The sequence below is a fragment of the Rhodococcus sp. BH4 genome (assembly GCF_002079265.1).
GTDB lineage: Bacteria > Actinomycetota > Actinomycetes > Mycobacteriales > Mycobacteriaceae > Rhodococcus_F > Rhodococcus_F qingshengii.
The window spans coordinates 439287-459704 of the sequence record NZ_CP014942.1 but is presented as its reverse complement, the minus strand read 5'-3'; the positions used below and the strand labels follow the sequence as shown (position 1 = coordinate 459704).

At 61.9% G+C, this 20418-nt stretch carries 28 protein-coding genes; 8 read left to right on the top strand and 20 right to left on the bottom strand.

Annotated elements, in window-relative coordinates; all coding sequences use genetic code 11:
- Positions 1-264: 264 nt before the first annotated feature.
- A complete protein-coding gene (locus A0W34_RS31510) occupies positions 265-564 on the top strand; it encodes a hypothetical protein (RefSeq protein WP_081559403.1) in 300 nt (99 codons plus the stop codon).
- A 79-nt stretch (positions 565-643) separates the two neighbouring features.
- On the opposite strand, the gene A0W34_RS31505 is transcribed toward A0W34_RS31510, so the two are convergent.
- From A0W34_RS31505 to A0W34_RS31425, 18 genes are all read right to left on the bottom strand, one after another.
- Positions 644-1021 (bottom strand): hypothetical protein, encoded by a 378-nt coding sequence (locus tag A0W34_RS31505; protein ID WP_081559401.1) that lies wholly within the window; start codon positions 1019-1021, stop codon positions 644-646.
- A gap of 77 nt (positions 1022-1098) precedes the next feature.
- Entirely contained in the window at positions 1099-1233 is a 135-nt protein-coding gene (locus tag A0W34_RS33705) for a hypothetical protein (RefSeq protein WP_269750131.1), read from the bottom strand.
- Between the two features lie 129 nt (positions 1234-1362).
- Complete coding sequence (locus A0W34_RS31500; RefSeq protein WP_081559399.1) at positions 1363-2166, bottom strand: neutral zinc metallopeptidase; 804 nt, start codon at positions 2164-2166, stop codon at positions 1363-1365.
- 45 nt (positions 2167-2211) lie between these two features.
- Complete coding sequence (locus A0W34_RS31495; RefSeq protein ID WP_156888986.1) at positions 2212-3132, bottom strand: hypothetical protein; 921 nt, start codon at positions 3130-3132, stop codon at positions 2212-2214.
- On the bottom strand, positions 3119-3961 hold the full coding sequence (locus A0W34_RS31490) for a hypothetical protein (protein ID WP_081559395.1): 843 nt from the start codon (positions 3959-3961) through the stop codon (positions 3119-3121). The genes A0W34_RS31495 and A0W34_RS31490 overlap by 14 nt, the downstream gene beginning before the upstream one ends.
- 12 nt (positions 3962-3973) lie before the next feature.
- Complete coding sequence (locus A0W34_RS31485) at positions 3974-4339, bottom strand: hypothetical protein (RefSeq protein ID WP_081559393.1); 366 nt, start codon at positions 4337-4339, stop codon at positions 3974-3976.
- Entirely contained in the window at positions 4336-5022 is a 687-nt protein-coding gene (locus tag A0W34_RS31480) for a tetratricopeptide repeat protein (RefSeq protein ID WP_081559391.1), read from the bottom strand. Before A0W34_RS31480 ends, A0W34_RS31485 begins: the two co-directional genes overlap by 4 nt.
- Positions 5023-5035: 13 nt before the next feature.
- Entirely contained in the window at positions 5036-5653 is a 618-nt protein-coding gene (locus A0W34_RS31475; protein ID WP_081559389.1) for a hypothetical protein, read from the bottom strand.
- Positions 5654-6005: 352 nt separating this feature from the next.
- The gene (locus A0W34_RS31470) at positions 6006-6542 is read right to left on the bottom strand and encodes a hypothetical protein (RefSeq protein WP_232330103.1); all 537 of its coding nucleotides are present in this window, start codon (positions 6540-6542) and stop codon (positions 6006-6008) included.
- A 358-nt stretch (positions 6543-6900) separates the two neighbouring features.
- Positions 6901-7374 carry a hypothetical protein gene (locus A0W34_RS31465; protein WP_081559387.1) on the bottom strand — a complete coding sequence of 158 codons (474 nt, stop codon included), beginning with the start codon at positions 7372-7374 and terminating at the stop codon, positions 6901-6903.
- A gap of 74 nt (positions 7375-7448) precedes the next feature.
- Positions 7449-7727, bottom strand: a complete 279-nt coding sequence (locus A0W34_RS31460; protein WP_081559385.1) for a zinc-ribbon domain-containing protein — start codon at positions 7725-7727, stop codon at positions 7449-7451.
- An 89-nt stretch (positions 7728-7816) separates the two neighbouring features.
- A complete protein-coding gene (locus tag A0W34_RS31455) occupies positions 7817-8341 on the bottom strand; it encodes a hypothetical protein (RefSeq protein ID WP_081559383.1) in 525 nt (174 codons plus the stop codon).
- The gene (locus tag A0W34_RS31450) at positions 8341-10557 is read right to left on the bottom strand and encodes a hypothetical protein (RefSeq protein ID WP_081559381.1); all 2217 of its coding nucleotides are present in this window, start codon (positions 10555-10557) and stop codon (positions 8341-8343) included. The genes A0W34_RS31455 and A0W34_RS31450 overlap by 1 nt, the downstream gene beginning before the upstream one ends.
- Positions 10554-10949, bottom strand: a complete 396-nt coding sequence (locus tag A0W34_RS33570; protein ID WP_232330102.1) for a hypothetical protein — start codon at positions 10947-10949, stop codon at positions 10554-10556. The genes A0W34_RS31450 and A0W34_RS33570 overlap by 4 nt, the downstream gene beginning before the upstream one ends.
- 117 nt (positions 10950-11066) lie before the next feature.
- Complete coding sequence (locus A0W34_RS31440; protein ID WP_081559379.1) at positions 11067-11447, bottom strand: hypothetical protein; 381 nt, start codon at positions 11445-11447, stop codon at positions 11067-11069.
- A gap of 122 nt (positions 11448-11569) precedes the next feature.
- On the bottom strand, positions 11570-12271 hold the full coding sequence (locus A0W34_RS31435; protein ID WP_081559378.1) for an MspA family porin: 702 nt from the start codon (positions 12269-12271) through the stop codon (positions 11570-11572).
- A gap of 284 nt (positions 12272-12555) precedes the next feature.
- A complete protein-coding gene (locus tag A0W34_RS31430) occupies positions 12556-13089 on the bottom strand; it encodes a helix-turn-helix domain-containing protein (protein WP_081559376.1) in 534 nt (177 codons plus the stop codon).
- Between the two features lie 493 nt (positions 13090-13582).
- Entirely contained in the window at positions 13583-13933 is a 351-nt protein-coding gene (locus tag A0W34_RS31425; RefSeq protein WP_081559374.1) for a hypothetical protein, read from the bottom strand.
- A 78-nt stretch (positions 13934-14011) separates the two neighbouring features.
- Here A0W34_RS31425 and A0W34_RS31420 point away from each other — a divergent pair, with 78 nt between their 5' ends.
- Positions 14012-14407 carry a DUF6188 family protein gene (locus tag A0W34_RS31420; protein WP_232330137.1) on the top strand — a complete coding sequence of 132 codons (396 nt, stop codon included), beginning with the start codon at positions 14012-14014 and terminating at the stop codon, positions 14405-14407.
- A gap of 103 nt (positions 14408-14510) precedes the next feature.
- Positions 14511-14825 (top strand): hypothetical protein, encoded by a 315-nt coding sequence (locus A0W34_RS31415; RefSeq protein ID WP_054781409.1) that lies wholly within the window; start codon positions 14511-14513, stop codon positions 14823-14825.
- A gap of 550 nt (positions 14826-15375) precedes the next feature.
- On the opposite strand, the gene A0W34_RS31410 is transcribed toward A0W34_RS31415, so the two are convergent.
- A complete protein-coding gene (locus tag A0W34_RS31410; RefSeq protein ID WP_047269234.1) occupies positions 15376-15732 on the bottom strand; it encodes a histone-like nucleoid-structuring protein Lsr2 in 357 nt (118 codons plus the stop codon).
- A 231-nt stretch (positions 15733-15963) separates the two neighbouring features.
- Between A0W34_RS31410 and A0W34_RS31405 the strand changes: the two genes are divergently transcribed.
- The 5 genes from A0W34_RS31405 (at position 15964) to A0W34_RS31390 (ending at position 19466) form a co-directional block, all read left to right on the top strand.
- Positions 15964-16557 (top strand): hypothetical protein, encoded by a 594-nt coding sequence (locus A0W34_RS31405; RefSeq protein ID WP_081559370.1) that lies wholly within the window; start codon positions 15964-15966, stop codon positions 16555-16557.
- A 68-nt stretch (positions 16558-16625) separates the two neighbouring features.
- Complete coding sequence (locus tag A0W34_RS31400) at positions 16626-17357, top strand: hypothetical protein (RefSeq protein WP_232330101.1); 732 nt, start codon at positions 16626-16628, stop codon at positions 17355-17357.
- A gap of 490 nt (positions 17358-17847) precedes the next feature.
- Positions 17848-18015, top strand: a complete 168-nt coding sequence (locus A0W34_RS32960; RefSeq protein WP_156888985.1) for a hypothetical protein — start codon at positions 17848-17850, stop codon at positions 18013-18015.
- Between the two features lie 560 nt (positions 18016-18575).
- Positions 18576-19124, top strand: coding sequence for a hypothetical protein (locus A0W34_RS31395; RefSeq protein WP_156888984.1), 549 nt, complete (start codon positions 18576-18578; stop codon positions 19122-19124).
- Positions 19125-19238: 114 nt separating this feature from the next.
- Positions 19239-19466, top strand: a complete 228-nt coding sequence (locus A0W34_RS31390; protein WP_081559366.1) for a DUF2283 domain-containing protein — start codon at positions 19239-19241, stop codon at positions 19464-19466.
- 180 nt (positions 19467-19646) lie between these two features.
- Here A0W34_RS31390 and A0W34_RS33295 read toward each other — a convergent pair whose 3' ends face one another.
- The gene (locus tag A0W34_RS33295; RefSeq protein ID WP_198035760.1) at positions 19647-19808 is read right to left on the bottom strand and encodes a hypothetical protein; all 162 of its coding nucleotides are present in this window, start codon (positions 19806-19808) and stop codon (positions 19647-19649) included.
- Between the last annotated feature and the right edge of the window lie 610 nt (positions 19809-20418).

Genomic DNA, 20418 nt, shown 5'->3' with positions numbered 1-20418 from the left:
GCTGGGCACCATCCGAACTCAGCCCAAGCCGCAAGAAACGTCCGCCCGCTGGGCGACGTACAGTCGAGGCCTCGCCAAAATGACAATCGAATCGCGCTGCGCAACCATGTAGTTGACAGCGGGGCCAGCGAAACGCCGTAGCGGCCCGCAGTTCACCTCCCCGCCAGCGCGCCATCTGTTCGATACGCTGCGGACATCCGGGTTGACGGCATCAGGGATGAGGCTGTAGCAGAGGCATATGACGCTCCGCTGGAGTCGCTCGATGTGCTGCTCGAACGCCTCGCCAATCGCGTCGTGTCCGCGCCGGCGGCCGGCAGCGCCGAATGGAAAGACCAAGGGAGTTCACGAGAGGCCGCAGATGCACGCGAGCGACTCCGACGACACCTTCTGGTCAAAATCGCAATCGCCACCGCAGCACGCGTCGATCCCACCCACGACATCGAAATTGCCCGACAAGCCGGAATCCCAGAGGCTGACATCGCGCGTGCATCCGGTCGTAAAACGCAGCGGCGATCGCCACGTGGAAACGTCGATCTCCTGCCCACCCAGGCGACGCTCTTGTAGTCGTAGGTTCACCGGTAGATACGTGGATCGCTCCCCGACTCATAGAGCCGAGTCCAACTGCCGCGCGGCCGCCCACAGCTCAGGGCTGCACCGGCTTCGGCCAGGCCGTGGCGTCCTTGCCGGTCACCTTCGGGTGGGCGATGACGGCGGCAATGAACGCCGACATCGACAGGGCCAATCCGTGCGAAAGTGTCGCTGCCGTCGTTCTGCCTTCGAGCCAGGTACTCGGATCATCTTCGAGGAAACAATGAAATTGGGTATTCGACCGATTCAGCGGTTGGGCAACGACACCAGGTCCGGTCGTACCATTCCACATCCACGCCACATACCCCAGGTAGCGGCCACTGAGGGGCATCCGAAACGATCCGATCACCTCTGCCGCATGACCTTTCACCGCGTCTTCGAACCGACTGAAGGTCACCGCTGTGCCTTCGTAGCGCCGCTCATCCCCTGACATGACGGCGAACCCATTCGAGATCTTTCGTACCCCGCGATAGCCGCTAAAGTACCCACTACTTCCACGCTGCATTTCGGTCACGACATATCCGTCGCCGGAAAACACCGGATCGTTCCACTCCACTCCAACCCGAACGCGGCAGAAATGACGGAGCGCATGTAGTCGACGGTCGCGCTGAACGCGGAGACCTCGGTATCGGTCAACGATCCCACGCCGTGGGGGCGTTCTCTTCCGCCTCTCGAAGAGGATTCCTCGTCATTTCAGCTCCCGGGTAGTTGCGCTGTCCGTACTTGCACTCACTGGCGTTCTCGCCTGGCTTTTGATTTCCCGGCGCCGGAGATTCATCGAACTTCTGATTCCGGTGCGCTCCACGTGTCGCATGAGCTGAGCCCTTCCTGCATCCCGCGGTTGAACCACATTCTGTTGTTGGCCTGACTCGGATGGGTGTCTTCGGGGTCTTCTCCGGGGATGTCGATATCGTCTTCCAGTACGGACTCTTCAGCGTGGTACGGCAGGATGTGATTCGCACTGAAGCCGGACAGGCACTCCGCCTGGGCCTCCAAGCGTTTGGTCCACAACATCACCTCGTGATGATCGTTTTCCAGGGCCGCCAATGACGACAGCTGCGATTGGATCCCCATCGCCTCCTGAAGGTGATGTCCGTATTCGTGGGTGGCGACTCTGACGAGGTCGAGTTCGTTGAAACTGTCGTACGTCCAGATGCGGATGGTCTGGTTTCTGGGGCAGTAGAAACTGATCCCGTAGACGTCTGCGCCTTCTCCGCAGAGGATGGGTGCATCGTCGCCTTCGAGGCGCATGTCGACGTGAGGTGTCACGAGGTTGCCGCCTCTGAGTTCTCTGTCAACAGCGGGGCTCCACATCTCGTCCAGGCAGGCCATCACCCCCTCCGCATACCTCTTCTGACGGGTGATGTCACCGCGCCATTCGACTGGCGTGCAGTCGATCTCCGGGAACTGCATATCCGTGTCGGTCAATCGTTGGCTGGTTGCGGCGACCGCTTCATATGACGGCAGCACCCGTTTCACCACGGAGGCGGCGAGATTGACCCCGACCACCAGAACGACGACCAGCCCGACCGCGGTGGCGGTCACGATGATCGCTATCTCTTTTCGGGTCCAGCTCATTCGTTCACCCCAGGGTAGGTCGAGAGTCTGTTAATGCACGACATTTCAGGACGTGTGGTCGAGCTGGCGCCATCGTCGGCGCAACGGCGGGACGGTGAACATCTCACGAAACGCGGGATCAGCCAGGTGCTGACGACATTCCGGGTTCTCGTGCAATTGACGAAGCACAGCGAGGAACACATTCGGCTCCACCGCCAGTTTGTGCAACGCAAGTCGATAATTCCGCATCCTGCTGTATGCCCACGCCGGTCCCTGCACCTGTGCGCCGTCCCCGACCCGGAAGTCGACGACCGGCAATCGTGATGTGAAGATGCTGTGCCGTGTGACGATAGTGTCCGGGAGGATGGCCTCGATTTCGTTCCACCGCGCCCGCAACACCGATCGACGGTCCCAGAACAGGGCAGCGCGGCGTTCCCCCGCCACGATGCCCTCCGCGGTGAAGTGCACTGTCACCGTCACTTTCGTTACCGCAGCGAGGATCAACCCCACCAGCGCCAACGCCGCGAAGGAGGCGGCCCAAGCTGCCTCCTTCCGGCCATCGCCCTCCGGAATCGACGCCGAGGGCCAGCCCATCCACCACGCCCAGGCAAGCGCCGCGCAACACACGAAACACCCTGACAGTCCGATAACTGCCGGAACAATGAGCACTCGGGGTTTGACGACGCTCACAGTCCCGGCGCCGTCGACGTGCACCCCGAGGTGCGGACGCCGCGCAAGGAAACGGAGTCCCGCCAACCGCCAGAACTGCGCCGACCCCATCGCCATCACCACGCCAAGACCGAAATAGCTGACAGCCAACGCGCCCGTCGAGTCCGTCCGCGACAAGGAGACCGCGACCGCAAGCGCAAACATCACCGGGGTGCACGCCCTGAAGATCAGGGCGAACCCGACAGCACGCCAGTACACGTTCTGCGGCCACTGCGGCTCCCACATCGGACGGCAGGGGTGGGGCTCAGGGGTTGTCATGCGTGCACGCTTCCGTACTGGCGGCGCGCGCGTGATGAACAATCTCCTCGATCAGCGTGCTCTCGGCACCTGTCCATCCGCCGCACTCGAGGTGCACGTAGCCGGTCTGGAAGGGTGAGTCTTCGGTGATGATTCCCGGCCCGAGGCGAAAGAGCGGCGAACCGGGCGAGGTGTTATCCACCCGGACATCGGGTTTGAGAATGATATCGATCGCGTACTGTCCGCGCGCAGATCGTTGCACCGTGCTCACGTCACTCCAGCGAAGGTAGCCGCGATAGGCGCGGCCGAGTTCCATCTGCATCCCGTCGTCATCGATCGATATGCGGAACGCGCCGAGGTACCGCAGCGAGATGACGGGGGTCACCGCGAGAGTGAACGCGCTCATCACCATCCACCAGTTGGTGTTGAAAGAACCGATCACCAGATCGGTTCGGCCGATACCAGTGTCGGCGCGGCCGGCGTAATTCAGGCCTATGCCGAGGAACAGCAATCCCAGACCGAGCATCGCCAAACACAGCCTGCCCGCCGCCGCCCATTGCCGCGCTGCCGTGAGAATGAACGTTCCGCCGCCGCCGACCACACCGGACACATCTGCCGCTCTCGGGCGCAGCGCCGCCACGGTCAACATGGATACACCGGCGAGGATGCCGCACAGCGCCCCGGTGATACCGAGTGCGTACGGGACGGTGGAGGTGGCCTCGTACATCACGATCGCCCCGACGCCGACGATAACGCTCATGATCATCACGCCCAGAAATGCGACGGAACCCCATCGCCGCTCCCACTGCGCATACAGCGCCTCCGGGAGATCCTCGTACGGATCAGTCATGGCACGGCTCCTTCATCGGTCCCGAACGCGGTGGTCGGTGGGCGTGTAGCCCGGTTTGTCGTATCGGTTCACGGGCCGCTTGTTCCGATCGATGATCCGTGTCAGCCACAGCATGTCGACCGCGTCGAATCCGTTGGGGTGCTTCTTCGTCAGGAAAGGAGTCCACCGCCACGCCATCCACACCGCGGCGAAACCACCCAACACCAGGTAGCCAAGGATCGACCGCTGCGTATCAGCGAGCCACAGGAAAACGCTCGCCGCTACCCACGAAGCCCAGTAGATCAATCCGGCGTGGCGACGGTGCATCACCGGCGGCGTCGAGACGACCATCGCCATCACGGCCGCGGCACCAGCCGCCACGGCAAAGAACGTGGTCATCGCGGCAACTCGAATTGCCCTGCAATTCCGGTACGCGCGCTCATCGAAATCCGGTCTTGCCGCGGTGTGGTGCGCGCCTTGATGAAATGACCGCCCAAAAGGTTCGCCGCCCGGACGTGAACGGCACTGGCAGCCTTCTCCAACCACGCAAGCCCGGTGCGTTGATCGGTATCGAGAAACTGCGCACCGACTTCGGACATCGCGTCGACCTGACCCGCCTCGGCCGCTTTACGCACCCAGTCGAAACTTTCATCGCGATGCCCGTCGACACTCAGATCGCGGCCGTGCTTGTACATCGCGTCCGGATCACCCGCCTGTGCTGCGGTCCGGGTCGCCTCGGGGTCGCCGCTGACCATCATCATCGGAAGTCGAAGGATCATGTCGTGAGCGCGCGTATCTCCGGCATTGTTCGCTGCCTCGAACCACGTTCTCGCGGCGACGAAGTCATCTGCTCGCATCGAGATGAGTCCCATCCAGAACATCGAGATGGAGCTACCAGCCTCCGCCGCACGGGTGAACCACACTGCGCCGCCGCCGAAATCGTCACGCGAACACATCACTAGGGCCACAGTGGTCATGGCGCCGACATCGCCGGCTTCGGCGCTGCGAGTCACCAAGTCGAGCTGCTCGTCAGTGAAAGCGGTAGTGTCCGGGAATGGCAGCTCGCCGCTCAAATCGAACATGGTCGCCTCCCCGTCAGAGAATCTTGATGGTGCTGTGAAGCTGTTCGACGTCGTCGATTAGTTGCTGATCGGCCTTGTCCGATGTCGAGGTGGTCAAGACGACGATCGCCAATCCCTTACCGTCGGTGCGAGGGACTACTACGCCTGTCGACTTCGAGCGGCTCCAGACGCCTTCGAACAGTTCCTGGCGGGACTCGATGATCATGGCCTCGTATCCACCTACTGTGGTGGGCCGCGTTGACCTGTCGGCGCCCGAGGCCGGTGCGGTCATCGCATCGACTTCCATCTGCAGGAAATCGGCAGCGCTGAGACCAGGGTCCGGCGCGTTCTTCGCAGAGAATCCAGCGAAGTCCATCGATCCGAGCGCGGTAGCCGTCTTCGGCGTCTGGAGGGTGAGAATGTCGTCGATACCGGGGAGAATCATCCCTCCCGGCGTCCAGCCGTCAGGTTTGACGAAAGACCATTTCGGTGGCCCGACTTCTTTTGGTTCGCTGACGAATTCGGTACCTCGGTAACTCTGTGTGTCCGACTCCGAGACAGCGGAGGACACGCTTTCATTGCTGCTGCAGCCTGCCACGACGGGAAGGAGCACTGTCGCAGTGAGCACCAACGCCGCGAGTGTTTTCTTCATCGTGGACTCCTCGTCGTGGCTGCACCACGCCGCGCATTGCGCAACGTGTAACCCGGAGTGTCGGGTTCTGGACATCCAGTCAACGATATCCTGCAAACAAACAGCAACCGGCACTACTTACTTGAGAGTCAGATCACAAGAATCGGGGACTCGACAACGTGAACACGTCAGCGTTCTCGGGACATACGTTGCCTCTGAAGAACCCGTTCCCCACCCTGATGGCGATCGCATTGGAACCCCTCACGAACCCCATGCCGCCCCTCAAATATCCCTCACAAGTCCGTCAATCTGCGGCCATGCGGTGAGATTCGTTCCGGCAGGGCTGCTCCCGCTTCAGCGCTACGAAGATCTATCACACCAGTCGTGAGCCTTTCGGTAGCCTGATCTCTCGTCGTTCGGTGGGCAGGCTTGCCGCGGCACGGATGCTGCGGATGTCATCGGCAGTCAACGGCGCGGACAGATCGCGCTGGATGACCACGGTGCCGTCCCGATACGGAAATGCCTCCACGGTGGGCGGGAGCTGGGTTTCGTCGACGGGGAACTCTTGACCCAAATAGGTGCAGCTGCCGATCGTCGCGCCACCGGGCACGTAACTCTGAACCCGCGACTCAGCTCGCCGGTAGAGGACCGCTGTGGGGGCATCCCAGATATCAGTCAGCCCTTGAACGAGGTTCAATGCCAGTGTGATCCGAGATTCGTCGGCGAAAGTGCAGATGAAACTTCCCGTCCCCGAAGTGCCCCCGAAACCGGCCACCACGCGAATATCGCCGGCATTCGAGTACAGGCTTAGGTGTTGTGGGAGCGAGAGTGGATACATTCCACCGGTGGCGTGGCGTGATCGCCGCTTCTCGATCAATGTTGTTTCGATCGATTCTTCCGTCGGCGGCACCAGGATCTGCCGAACGTTCGAGGCGAGTATCTGCTCGACCGTCGCCTCGGGGGGGGGAGATCGTCGCCTACCGACTGATAGAGGTCGACACCGAAGACCGGGTCGATGTCGCGAAGTAACTGCAGCGAACGAACAACGAGAGCGGCGGTGACACTTTCGGATGCTGGCGGCCCCTCAGGCGAGATGGCTCTCAAGGTCAGTCCGTCCGTCATGGTTCGGAGCAGTGATGTCGACGACATTTTCATTCCTTTCTCGTCGTGGCTCAGGCGAATCGTGCGCTGATTTGCGGGTCGCATATTCGGTAGCCGAGTAGGCGCATTGCGTTTCACAATTCGATCACCAGTGCCTGCAGAGGTTTTCATCGCGCCCGCACGGTGGTAACCAGTTCGTCTCCCATTGCCGCCAGTACGACACTACGATCACCCAGATCGAACACTGCAGTGACAGGTTTGCCGTCCCCCACAGTGTCGACGGTAAGCGCTTCGATCCTGTGCCCTACTATCGCCCGAAACTCAGAATCGTCCCCCGCATCGAACACCGTCCATTTTCCGTATTCAGCTACATACCGCGCATTCTCAGCGCCGAGTTCGCGATCGCCGCTGACACCCCCATCCTCGAACGGGTCGAGCCACGGCCCTCCACGGCACACCAATTCTTCTCCGTCCGGACCTGCATCGAACACAAGAGGCGCATGGTCGCCGACGGTCACTTCGACGGGACCGTTCCGCGACTGAATCGTGTCTCCGAGAACGTAGTAGACGCGTCTGATCTTGGTGATCCGATCGCCGACAACACACCGCCGAATATCGGTGAGCGAAAGCTGTTCTGACACCCTAATTTCTCCCTCGAATCCAGCCGTCGAAGCGTGGGCGCGTCCAGTCGATCGTGGCGTGCAGGTGGGTATTTTCATCCGAGTGTTTCGGTGCTTCGGCGTTGCGCCTCGTACTGCGCGGCGTCGGCGGCGAACCGTTCCGCATCGGGGCGAGCAAGCGCGGTGGCTTGTCCGCAGTGTGCGCAGGCCATGTAGTCCTGACCATGTCCGAACGGAAAGATCGGGAGGAAGAACAGGGTGAACCAGGTGCGGCGGCGCTGCAGCCGCTGCGCGGCAGTGACCCGGCACAGGTGACAGGTAAAGAACAGTGCCGCGATAAAGGTTGTCTTCGTGCGTGTTCCGAAGATGAGCATCCGTGTTCTCCTCTGGTGAGCATCGAAAACACTTCGTGACAGTACTTTTCAAGACCGTCAAGCAAGAGTGGCTAGTACGTGTGGGTGGCCTAGGTGTCGGTGGTGTCGACGACGTCGATGTCGAGGGCACCGTCGGGACGGCGACTGATGAGATCGACCGCGACGGAGGCGACGTCGTAGTCCACTAGCGCCCCGTCCTCGGTGCGGCAATGCAGCGAGAAGTACACGATCCCGTCCACCACACGGTGGGTCTGTGCTTGGACGCGGAAGTCGCCGCCCAACACCAGCCCAGCACGGTACAAGGACATCGGCCCGTCGGGAAGTCCCGGTAGTAGGGGGATTTCCTCGATACCGCCGTCTGGGAGCATCCCGTCGACGCCATAAAGTATCGGATGCCCGTCCGATTCTTTCGACACTGCGGCCAACGGCAAGGTAGCCAGATCATACGAAATCCCGGGAGTACCACGCAGTAGGACATCGATGAGGAGCGAATCATCTCGTGAGGCGAATGCCGTACCGATGACGCGGATTTCCTGCCCCGTGATCAACCGCGGTGCCCACACCATGACCTCGCCCCATGGCATGCTCGGCCACGGTGTGCTCTGGACCAGCATCACTTCACTCCTAGATAGTTCGCGCCTTTGTTCAACGCGTTCTGGTAGGCGTTGTCGCCCTGGATCTTTTTGATCAAAGACTTGGGCGCGCCTTCGAATTCTTGGGTGTTGAAGTTGTAGTAGTACTTCCCACCGCGATCGTCCTGCAAATGCATCTGCCCAGCCCGCTCGCCCGGAACGGGATTTTCGACGTCGATCCGATAGTACGGGCCGTTCGGTGGAATCTTCGGAGTCAAATTCTTACTTTCGCCGAGCTGCGTTCCACCCGAACCGAGCATGTCCCCGTTCGGTGCTCGTTGCGCTTCGGCGCTCGGTTTCGGGGTGCTGCCTGAATTTCCGGAAGTGCCGTTTCCGTATCGGCGGGCCTCGAAGTTGGTTGCGATGTCGGGGGCGACCTCGGCCATCCCGGCGCCCGCGATGCCGGCGCCGCCGGCGATCACCGCGGCTCCAACAGCGTTGAGCGTCAGCCCGGCCGGTAGTCCGATACCGGTGGCATCGAGCAAGACGCCCCCGCCCTCCACCGTGCCGCCCAGACCTGCGAGGAGCATTCCTCCGATAATTGATGCGGCGGCGGCCGGATTGTCGAGCATCGCCTGCGCGAAGGCCCCGGCAGCGTCGCCGGTGACATCGAGGGCTTCGTCGCCGAAATCCCAGACGTTGTCCCATACCCGCCGCGCCAGACCCGGCTCGTTCTCCTGTTCACGCGCCTCGCGTTCTGCTTCGAGTATTTCGCGGTCGATGGCCGCCTGCTCGGCCGCGGCCGCGGCTTCCTGGTTCGCGTGCTCCTGCTCAGCGGCCATCGTGTCCAGAGCCTGCGTGGTGGGCACCGTGCTGACCTCCAACCCTGCACCGGCCGAATCACCAGGTTTGGTGTAGTTGTTGGTGGTGCCGTCACCTTGATCGACGGTCATCGGGACATCCGGCTTGATCGTCTCCGGGTTCGGCACGTACGCCGAGTGCCCGTCATCGGGGGTGCCCACCACCGCGATACCGCCGGGCTGTCCCGTGATCGCTTCCTGCCCGTTCGACAGTTCGACCGCAGAGATCTGACGTCCGGTGGCCTCGTTGGTGCCGCCGTCGAGGCCGTCCGCGAAGATCGGGTACAGCACATCCGGTCCGGGTTCGATGTGCTGAACCAAGGTGGTTCCGTCGTCGGCGACTTCGTACCACGTCGGCACCGGACGACCCAGAGCGTCATACGCCCACGGCGGAGCCTCGTGCGAGACCACAGAGCCGTTCGCGTCGAGGATGTCAGCGGAGCCGTCTGCGTTGACACGCATATGACCGCCTGGGGGAACCTTCTTCGGGAAGTAGTACTCACGAGGTGATTCCGGCCCGTTGAGAAGGTCGAACGTCTGCTCCGCACCGCCAGGCCACACCACCGTCAATTCCTCGTACCCCGGACGGAAGATTCCACCCGACCCGAGACCGCTCATCGACGTCTGCGGTAGCGGAGTGACCTTCCCGCTCTCACGCGCACTGAACGGTCCGGGCCTCCCACGTACTCCGATACCGGCGGCAGTGAAACCTGCGGCGCCGACCAACACGAGTTCGAGGTAACGGTCACGTCCGTCGCCTTCGTCGAGCCCCGAGGTCGCCACCGTCGGGGCCGATTCCGGCTGTCCGGAAACACTATTCGGTGTCGCTGCTGGGACGGGTCCGGGGCCGCGGTCGGGGGTGGTTCCCTCACCCTGGGCGCGGTTGAGTGTGGATGTGAGTGAGGGAACCGGCGGCGTCGACGCGTGAGGGGATGCGTCGGCACCGGTTTCCGAGGTCGGGGACTCGGAAACAATGGGAGGAACCTCGATCGTCGGAACCGGGACGATCGGGGTGCCGTTGTAGGTGGGGAAGTTCGTCGGGGCATTGGCCCCGGCGTTGGGGCCGCCGCCTGGAGCTTGCGCACCCGGCAACCCGACGGTCGTCGACGGCGCAGCCGTCGCGGTCGTGGACGGCGCGGTCAGGCACGGGTTGATGTACTCCGGCGGGATGGGGGCACCGGGTGGCAGTGAGGCGATCAGGTTCAGGTAGATCTGATGATCACGGGCCCGCACCGCCGCGCAATCTTCCGCCGGCCCCGCAGCAGCCGGCCCGGCCGAGAGCGCGATACCCGCACCGATCACCCCAGCCGTTCCGGTCAACACGGCCCCGGCAGCAAGAACACCCGCCACCGACCTGCGCAGCGTCGTTCTTGCAGTGCGTGTCTGTGTGGGCGTCACCGGCGATCACCCGAGTTCGACTTCTTCCGCACCTCGGCGATGAGTGTGTCTGCGCCCCACCAGAACACCCGCCCAGCGATCGACATCCACAGAAAGAACGCCAGATACACCAGAACCGTCCCGTAATCCGCCGCCCACCCTCCGAGGCGTCCGATCACCGCAAACGCCGCAACCAACAACGCGAGCCCGAACACGGTCGCGATCACAGCCTTCGACATCAGGCTCAATTCACTGTCGCGATCCCATTCCTGTTTCGAGGATTCGGTGCGAGAGCGGCCGGGGTCGGTGGACGAAGTTCGCCCAGATCCAGGCGGAACATAGGGCAACGCGTTCTCTGCCGTGAGGTCTCGGCGGGTGGGTGAGGTCATCGGGGCGTTCGGTGAGGTGGTCATCGGAGGTGAATGCCTTTCCCCGCCAACCCAAAAAGCGGGACTCGAGATACCCGTCACCGACCAAGGAACGGGCGGTCAACGGGAGGGGATGCAGTGATTGACAGGAAGAGGGTGCTGTTACCAGGGGCAGTTGATGTACGAAGTTGCTTGAGCAGCCCACTTCCCGCTCGGCGGAAGGTAGAACTGGAATGATGTGCACCCGTTCGGATATTGGGCAGCAATTGCCGTCCGACGCGCCAGGACATCAGCCGACGCATCGATGACATGCTCCCACCCCGGTACCGGGATCGTCACGTTCGCATTCGAGAGTGCGGCCACAATCCCACTGTCGCGGGCCGCGACCGTCACGGCGTGATTGAGGGGAACCTGCACCACCGGGGCACCCAACTCAGCCGGCGCCGCGCTCGCGGCTGGGGCGGTAGCGAGCAGAATCCCGCCGACCGCGAGCGATGCCGCCGCGGTCGTTGCTGCGATCTTCTTCGTACGATTCAAAGACATGATGCTCCTTCGAGAAAGAGTGAATTTGGAAAGTGTTGGGTAGCAGGTGTCAACGGCTGTCCGGCACGTGAACCGAGATATGTGATTGCGGGCGCGGACTGCCGTTGACGACAGCCCCTGGATCAGAGCCAGGTGGGGTCGGAGTACACGAACACACTGTTATCCGAGACGGCTGTCGACAGAGCGAACTGCGCATACGAGCGGATCGTCACCGGGCCCATGCACGCATCGACCTTCACGTGCACGTTCTCCGCCGTGATCGACGCCTTCGCAGCCTCGAGATCCTTCTTCCCGAGCGGGATCGTGGTGATCGTGCCCGGCGCGATCGTGGTCTGGATGCTCGGGTTCACCGACGCGTTCACCCCGACGTTCGCACTGGGGCCAGTACCGGCAATGGACACCCCCACCGACGGGCCGAGGGAGAATCCCAGTCCCAGGCCGAGTCCGGAGGACACATCGATTTGGCAGCCGATCTGCAGGCCCTGCTCGATGTAGCCCGTCTTCACCGCGGAATTGCCGGCTCCGGTGATGGTGCCGGTGACCTTCGCCGACACGAACCCCTCGCGGGTGAATGCTGTTGTCGCCAGGTTCGGGACCGGGTTCGCCGAAAGTTTGGTAGCTGCCAGGTCGAGGGTCCATCCGTCGTCGGTGACCGTGCTCGCATACTTGTCCGCCAACGGTGTCGGGGTCGCCGACGCACTCCCCGCGAACGCGAGGCTGCCCACCATCAATCCGGCCGACACCACGGCACACGCACCCGCAGCCTTACCGATACGGTGCTTTCCTACTCGGGCCTGAGCGGTCTCGACGGTCGTGGTGGCCATGGTCGGTCTCCCTGTGGGTGAGTAAAAAGTCCAGCAACCCGATCGATTGCCGAAACTTAGCTGAACGTCTGACCGGGACGCTACAACACGACACGGATGCCCGACCAGCCTCCGATATCCGAATCGGTCCACCAAAAGTCGTACCCGGCGTTACAGCAACATTTCCGGAACACTCGGACCAGGCGGTTTGTTCACCTGCGCTGCGTGACGGGACTCACGATCACGAATTGGTGACGGCTCAAACGAATTCAGTGACGTTCCGGCAACCGGTCCGCGGAACAGGATTACGAGTGCCTGATCTGCGGGTGCGACGCGGAATGGCGAGACCGAAGGGCCGCTTCGACCAGGCGCGCATAGGACGGTGAATCCGCAGGAACCACCGGGCGGCCCTCGGAGATCCGAAGTTTGGTGGCCAGATCCGCCAGCAACTCCAGTGACGGCGCGGAGAGACCGTTCGCTGCCAGCAGCAGAGCTTTGTGCACCGTGTCGTCGAGGCGCTCGACAATCTCGGCATCTTCGACGTGAACATCACCGCCCGCGACAGAGGCGGTGAAGAAGTAGCCACGCGAGACACCGAAGAATGCCGCGAGTGCGGTAACGACCTCGTCGGATGGGCTCACGCGGTGCCCGTGACGTAGCTGGGAGAGGTACGGCTTCGAGATCCGGCAACCGTGGTCGAGAAGGCCGCGCACTACTGCGGCGTTGGTGAGATTCGGGCCCGCATCGGCGAAAAGTTCATTCAGACGAGCGCGGAAAACACTCCCACTCGCCATCTGCCCCACGGTCACCGAGACCTTCTCCTCATCGACAGGCGTCATATCCGCACCCTATGGGAGAAACACTCAAAACCTCGCAGGTCGATGATCACGGCGGCACCGAACGCCGATCAGCATCGCTCCTCGCCGTATTCGATGCTCATTCCTCGCCTCGTCGCGTTACCCCGGATCCACAAGGAGGGCTGGAGGTTTCGCTCCCCCAATTTTTAGGGCTTCTTCCGGTTCTACTCCGGCGAGCTCGCCCGCAATTCTCGTGACAGAAATGCCGGCTCCACGCTTCAAGGGTGTCCATGCCGCTGACGTCAACATCCGGGTTGAGGGTCCGGCGCCCTTGTCTGCGCCATCTCCGTACGAAGGTGAGATCGCCATTGTAGTCGCCTCCAGAACGTCGGCCGCCGCCAAGAGAGCCTGTTGTAGTCGGTGGGCCCTGACGCTCGCAGTCCCAAGCGAGCTGTTGTTTCGCCGCTCATGCGGCGTGCCACAACAACACGGCATCAACCTGCGAAGGCTGAACTTCAATCTCTCCCGTCGGGACTCAGGCGAATCGTTCGAGGATCTGCGGGTCGTAGAGGCGGTAGCCGAGTGAGTGCATCGCGCCGATGATCTCGTTTGCATGCTCTCCTCGGAATTTGTAGCTGATGAACTCGACCAACTGCTCACCGATGGATACGTCGTAGACCGGTGTTCCTTCGGGGTCAGACCCGGGCGGGCGCAGGAACTGCCCGTCCCACGTCCAGCCTGGGAGATCCTCCGCAAACAACCGCAAGACACGGTCGCGGTCCACCATGTCGACGCTGTCGACGTGTTGCTCGTCGTTCAGACGCGTGTAGACGCTGCCGGGGTCGAGATCATCGCCTCCGGCCCAGAACGCCAGGTTGTAGCTCATGGCGCCTAAGTATGCCTGTCGCTGACCGTCGGGGCGGTGTTGCCGAGAGTGCCGTCATATCCTTCTGACGTGAACGCGATGAATCTTCCAGGTGCCGGACAGCGGGTTGTCCGCACCGAGGTCGGTCACGCCCTACAGTTCGAAACTGACGCGCACGTTCGATACTTCGTCGAGGAGAACCCCGTCCTCACCCTTCCTGACGACACCGAAGTCACCATCAGCCTTCCGGCACCTGCATCCGGAACAGCCATCGCAGCGGAACTGACCGGCGCGACAATCGAACTCAGCACCTGCACCGCAGACGGATCACTCGTCGTACTGTTCGACACCGGGACCGTACTGTCGGTGCCACCGTCGCCGGATTTCGAAAGTTGGAACGTCTCCGCGCCCGGGAACGTGCTCGTCGTCTCGACACCTGGCGGCACGATCGCAGCGTGGAACTGGCCCAGCACCGACGGACATGGCTATCCATGAATACCGGGACCGACGCCCGAGCACTACTCCCGAGACCACAAATTTGTCGCACACTTCATCCCCGCCGGAAACTTCCTGACCGTCAATCGCGAGGACAAGACTCATGACGTCGGACAACCCGCACGATCCTTCACCCGAATCACCAGATCTTCACACTCTGATCCTCGAGGTAGCCGACGACTACGATCACGGCCGAACTTCCTTGCACGCCTTGGTAACCGTCTACGAATCGATCGTCGACAAGTACGAGCACGAACAACACGATCGCCACGAAGACCTACGCTGGGCATGGGGGCAGATCGAAATCATGAACGCTCTACGACACGATGACCCGAGCCGCGCACCGCAAGACGAGGCCGAAGTGTGCGAAACCATCGATGGGTTCGTGACCACATTCCAGTCGCTCCATTCCGCCTGAGCCGTCGCCGATAGTGCTGGCGATCAGCAGGTTCGATAGACCGCAGGTCCCTCGATGATCCGCAAGATTCAAGCCACAGACGGTGTCTGGCTCAACGAGGAGTGACCTATGGACTGCCGTCGACGATGCTTCCTTTGCCGGGCCTACTCGCCTGCAAGGGAACTCGGGGAATGATCTGCACTGACAGTTGCGGGTGCAGCCTGCAGAATGAGCGCAAGACGTCGACGGTGGACCGACTGGATTGTGTATGCGCGCACTCCGCAGGCTGCTTGCGGAACTGTACCCGGAGATGACTGCGTCTAATCTCTGCTGTTCGCAGTGGCAGTCGGCGGCCGAGCGCAGACAGCGATGCGCTTCGACGTACTTCGACTGCGGAAAATGAGTAATGCGTGGATGTTTTCTGTTGGAAACACCCACAGTTCGCAACAGCTGACGGCCGGTGGCGGAATCCACGCCGGGTTAGGAAGATACGGGTGTGCGAGGAAACGATTCCCCTCACACCCGATTGCGCATCAGCTTTGAATGTCGTGCCGTATCAAACGGATCGAATTCAGTGCGCGGCGTCGAAGGCGTCGAGGATCTCCGCTTTGACCCGTCCCCGCGGTGCCACGTCGTAGCCGTTCTTGACTGCCCAGTCCCGCACTGCCTGCAACTGCTCTTTCGAGCGACCTGAACCGGTATCCTTCGCCGTCACATCAGCTTTACTGCCGCGGCGTGCTTTTCCGACTTTCTCGGCGACCTTCACGAAAGGCTCGAGGGCGGCGTTGAACTTGTCGACGTTCGTCGGCCGCAGATCGATCAGATAGTCCGACCCCTGATACGAGAATTGGATGCGTTCGCCGAATCCGTCGTCGATCGGCTTACCGTCGAGATCGTCGATAAGTTGGCGAATCACTCTCTCAGCCATGCAACATCGTCTCCAATTCGATAGGAATCTCTCCAATGACCGGGTAACCCTAGCAACCCTTGTGTCGGCACCGAGTCGACCTCGAGACACCGAGAGTTACCCCTGCCCCGCCCCGACAGCACCACCTGGCCAGGCCGGGAGGCAATGGTGCTTACTCGACTGATGGGCTGGTCGGTGCGGAGATGGCTTCAACGGAGACAGCGGCCGGTAGAACCACAGGGATCGGGGCAGGTGCAGGTCGAGACGCCTGAGGTTCCCACCGCGCGCACACAGTTCTACGAGGGTCAAGCCGTAGCGTGGGAGCAGGCGGAAGCCGAGTTCAATTCCCGCACATGGCCCTTCCTGATCGTGGGCGATGTGTCGCAGTGGGCGCGTGCCTGGCTCCCAGTCGGCCATGTAGACGCCTCGCCAGCGGAACTGGAAGCCGCGTACGTACGCGGCGAGATCCCACATATTCCGTTTGCTCCATCTGTTGAGCTTGCCGAGGTGGTGATCGCACAAGCAGTCGAGAACGGCATCGTGCTTCTCCCCACACCGGGACGACTGACGAGCACGTATGTGCATCGAGACGACGTCACCGAGCGCCAGATCGCCAAAGGTTACGGACTGAAAGTCGCGGACAGTGCAGTGCTGGAGATCCGCTCTGCCGCCGGCGTGATCCGGGAAGGGGAACTGGGTAGTTCGGAGGGTTCCCCGCTGCACGGCGCGGCCGCGATCGAGCGAATAGTCCACCAAGTCATAGCCACCTTCGCCCACGTGCGGCCCTTCCTCCACTACGCCTGGGACAAGGACCACCAACCCAACAGGCAGCTACGACAGAAATGAGTGGCCGAGAAGCGTGCCGGTCAATGCCGAACAGCGACAGGTAACTCGACGTCGCAGATGGAGGAAACGTGGATCTGGAGCATGTTGCGAGATTTGTCGCCGCACCCGAGTTGGTCGAGATCGACGACCTCACCGTGCAGGACCGCCGACACCTACCGGAGCACTGGCTGCACGCACTCGCCGGGGACCGTGCGTGGCGCGTAGCGGAAGTGTTGAAGCGGTGGAACCACTTCGGGCGGCCGATCATGTCCGACACCTACACGACGATCACTGCCAGTCTCGTCGACGTCGCCTTGCTCACATCGCGGGGTGAGTGGTTTCTCCTGTACCGGATAACAGCCGCCGACGGCGACGACATGTACTACCTCGGTGGGCGGCCGGTCACCGAGAACGACGACGTCCCGGCAGTGTGGCACCACTTTCCGGCAAGCCTCACACGGTTCTACACCCACCTTCACAACGGCTGGTACGACATCGCTGGGAGAACGGTCGGGCCACTGCCACTGCGCAACATGTTTCGCATCGACGCCTTCGACTGGGGAATTCTGGACGTCTCTCCCCCGACGAGTACCCCGACCCCTCGCGCTGCGTCGCCACCTTCCGTTCCGGCGGCGGCGGATTCCTCTGCCTGCACGTCGACGGGGACGCCGTCAGAGGGGTGGTGTGGTCGTCAGACGAGCCCCCGTACCTCGTCGACTACTCCACCTACCTCGACACCTGGACCAACGTCGGACTCGGCGCATGAAACCACACCACTCCCCGACCAATCCGGGAGCACCCGAACGGTAACCACCGCATAACCATCACGGTGCTCACCTCAGAACGGCAGACCGTGTGCGCCGTGGCATAAAGGAATCTCCTCAATGACAAGAACGCTTTCAGCCTTGTGTGATTTCACTCTCGAACCACGCAAAATGATTGCTGAATATTCACGCAAGAGCGTTGACTGTCGGTAACGAGACCCCGCGGTCCTCAATCGGCTGGCACCGGGGCGATCGCCGACAGAAGGAGCCCGCACATGCCGCGTGAACCCCATGTCCGCGAAACAGCAGCCACTGCCGGCGGCGGAAGGACATTCCGATCGAGTCGCCGTACCGGAGCCCGGCAGCGCTGCACCAGCTTCACACTCCCCCGCGTCCTCTGAACCCTACGGGCACCGACGACATGGCTACCTCGCATCCCGGTCGGCTACGGCGCTTCACGGAACGCGTCCTCGAAACAGTCGTGGACTTCGTCGTCGACGTCATCGGATCGCTGTTCCGTTGACAATCAACAGGATTGGACCCTGCCGTGGCCGTGCCCCAACTCGTCCTGTTCACCGCCGTCGGCACCGGATTAGTGTCTTTGGCGCTGCAGGCCACGTCGCTGGCTTTCACGGGACACCGGACGCTCACCGGCGCGGCCACCAGTACCGCAGTGCTCGCGTTCACGCTTCTGGCGCTCGGGTTACTGATCTGACCACCACGCAGTTGCGCCCAACGAATAGCCTTCTGTGACAAACAGACACGAAACGACGAATCCCTGATACCGAGTCCACCCCCGATCCCCCAGCGAACGGAAAAACAGCCGTGTTGATCATCGCCGGGGCAGTGGCTCTGCTCATCTACCTCGTCCGCACAGGCTCCCGGCACACGTATCGCCCCTCGATACCCGATCGATGGCCCGACCTCCCGCCCGCGCCGCCTCTCGATCGATCGCCTGTGGGCGATACGCAGCCTCAAACTTCGCCTTCGAACCATGAGGCCCGTACGACGCCAGTGCCGGTGCCGGAGTTCGTTGTAGCCAGGATCCGGGAAGGGTCCTTCGACGGAATTCGGTGCCCGAACTGCAATCAACGAGATTTGACGGTCGAGTGGATTCCCTTCGACGAACCCCTTTCCCCTGCTTACGGAGACATCGGCTATGAGCTGTGGTGCTCGGCCTGTATGTGGATAGCTCTGGTGCAGGGCCCAGCGTTTCCAAGCGCCCCACAGGCCGAAGAAAAGGCCCTGCAGAACCGCAACAGTGAGGACTCATCCGTGGGTACCGGTGGCAATCCCAGCGGAAGAACGTCCCTCTCTTTGGGAAGTGGGGCGTTCCAGGTCTACGACGAGTCGATCTCGGATCGGCTTTCTGACTTGCTATCCCATTACTTCGATCGCCCTCGTATGTACTGCTTCGCCCAGGACTGGCGTGGCATCCAGTTCTTCATCCTCGACAAGCTGACTCAGAACAAACCTGAAACAATGGTTTACATTTTCGATCCCGCACGAGGCATCGCAGAGGAACTGCTACCGTACGGCCTTCTTCGGCTGAGAATCGCAGATGGAACCATCTTGAACGGCTGCGCACTGGACCAATATGCCTTCTGGCTGCAACGGGCCGGTTTGTCCAGTCTGGACGTCGGACAATGCATCACGCCGCGCGTCTTCGTGTTCTTGGGCGGGAACGAAGAGGACTACGACACCGATCCGCGATCCGCGCTTCCGTACGTGTATGCATCCTTGACGATGGCAGGGAAGCTGAGAGACAGTGGAATCCAAGACGGCGAGGTTGTCACCGAGGAATTCTTCAACGGGCCCACCTGATTCGGATGAAACCGCGCTCGGCGAGGATATGTGCCGGCACTTCACGTGTTGAAGTCCTCCGCGCGGCCACAGCGTCAAGTCGCCTCACGCTCCGCCCAGAACTATTCTCTCGATATGCATCTGACCTTCGCGGCAGCATACGACCCTGACGCCGACGCTTCATACATCTATGTGGCCTCCGACCGGGCGAACGGAGACGCTGTGCGCCAGCAGCACGTCCACTGCGACGGCTCTGACAGCCAGATCATCCTCGACTACGACAGAGACGGACGGCTCCTCGGTATCGAACTACTCGGAGCATCGTCCCTCCTGCACGCGTCCGCGCTCTCCCCGATCGAGTAACCGGAGGCCGGCCCCCAGATCTCTGCATCGCAGATGTCGGGCCCGCGTACTAGTCTGTGTCCTGCGACGAGAATCAGGTCGCCACACTGACCAGACCGCAGCGCGAGCTATGGTCCTGACCTGCAAGATCCTTGCAGATCGGTCACGTGTGGCGACCTGATCTTTGTGAATGTCTGCCGGCTACTTCGCGTCTGGACGCTCAGGCATCTTCATCATGATCAACTCCGCGCCATCCTTGTACCGGTAGGCCCACTGACCGTCCGTCATCATCACCGTTCCGGCCTGGCCCCATGGCCGGGGCCGGACTCCACCCTCGAGTCTCATCCGGTTCTGCAGGCTCACTCATTTGACCATCGCCTCAACCTCCGAAAAACGGTCGAAACCGCGCACAGCAGAGCCATGAGTGCCGCCATCGGAAAGCCAGTGCGTCGATGCTCGCCAGCTCGGGCCTCCCCCAACCGGGGAGTGCTGGGGATTCGAGTCAATGGAGTCAGGGCCATCGCCACCACCGGGTGCCAAACCGCCGGCGCTGCGGTCGCGCAACGGCAACAACTTCAGCGCCACGTTCCCCGAGATCGTCGACGGGCTTCGTTCAGTGCTCGATCATCGAGAGGACGTCCTCGACGGGGAAATCGTTGCCCTCGGCCCATCTTCTGTTTGCCGTGACCGCAGGGTGACGGATGGCCGCGTTGCCCCTGCGGATGCAGACAAGTGGTGTTGTTGTTGACGATTCGGCGAGAGGCTTAGTCTGCCAGGGGCGCGGCGGAAATATTCTGTTGTACAGAGCGATCCGCGTTGATGATCGCGCGTAGAGCCTTCTGGGGGTCCTCGCTATGCCCTTTGCCGATCTGCTTGTCGGGGATCGTGCTGTGGTCGAGGAAAGGGTCACGCACTTTGCGCACCGGCTTGGGTACACCATGGAATATTCTTCGCGGGATGAAGTCAGGATGAC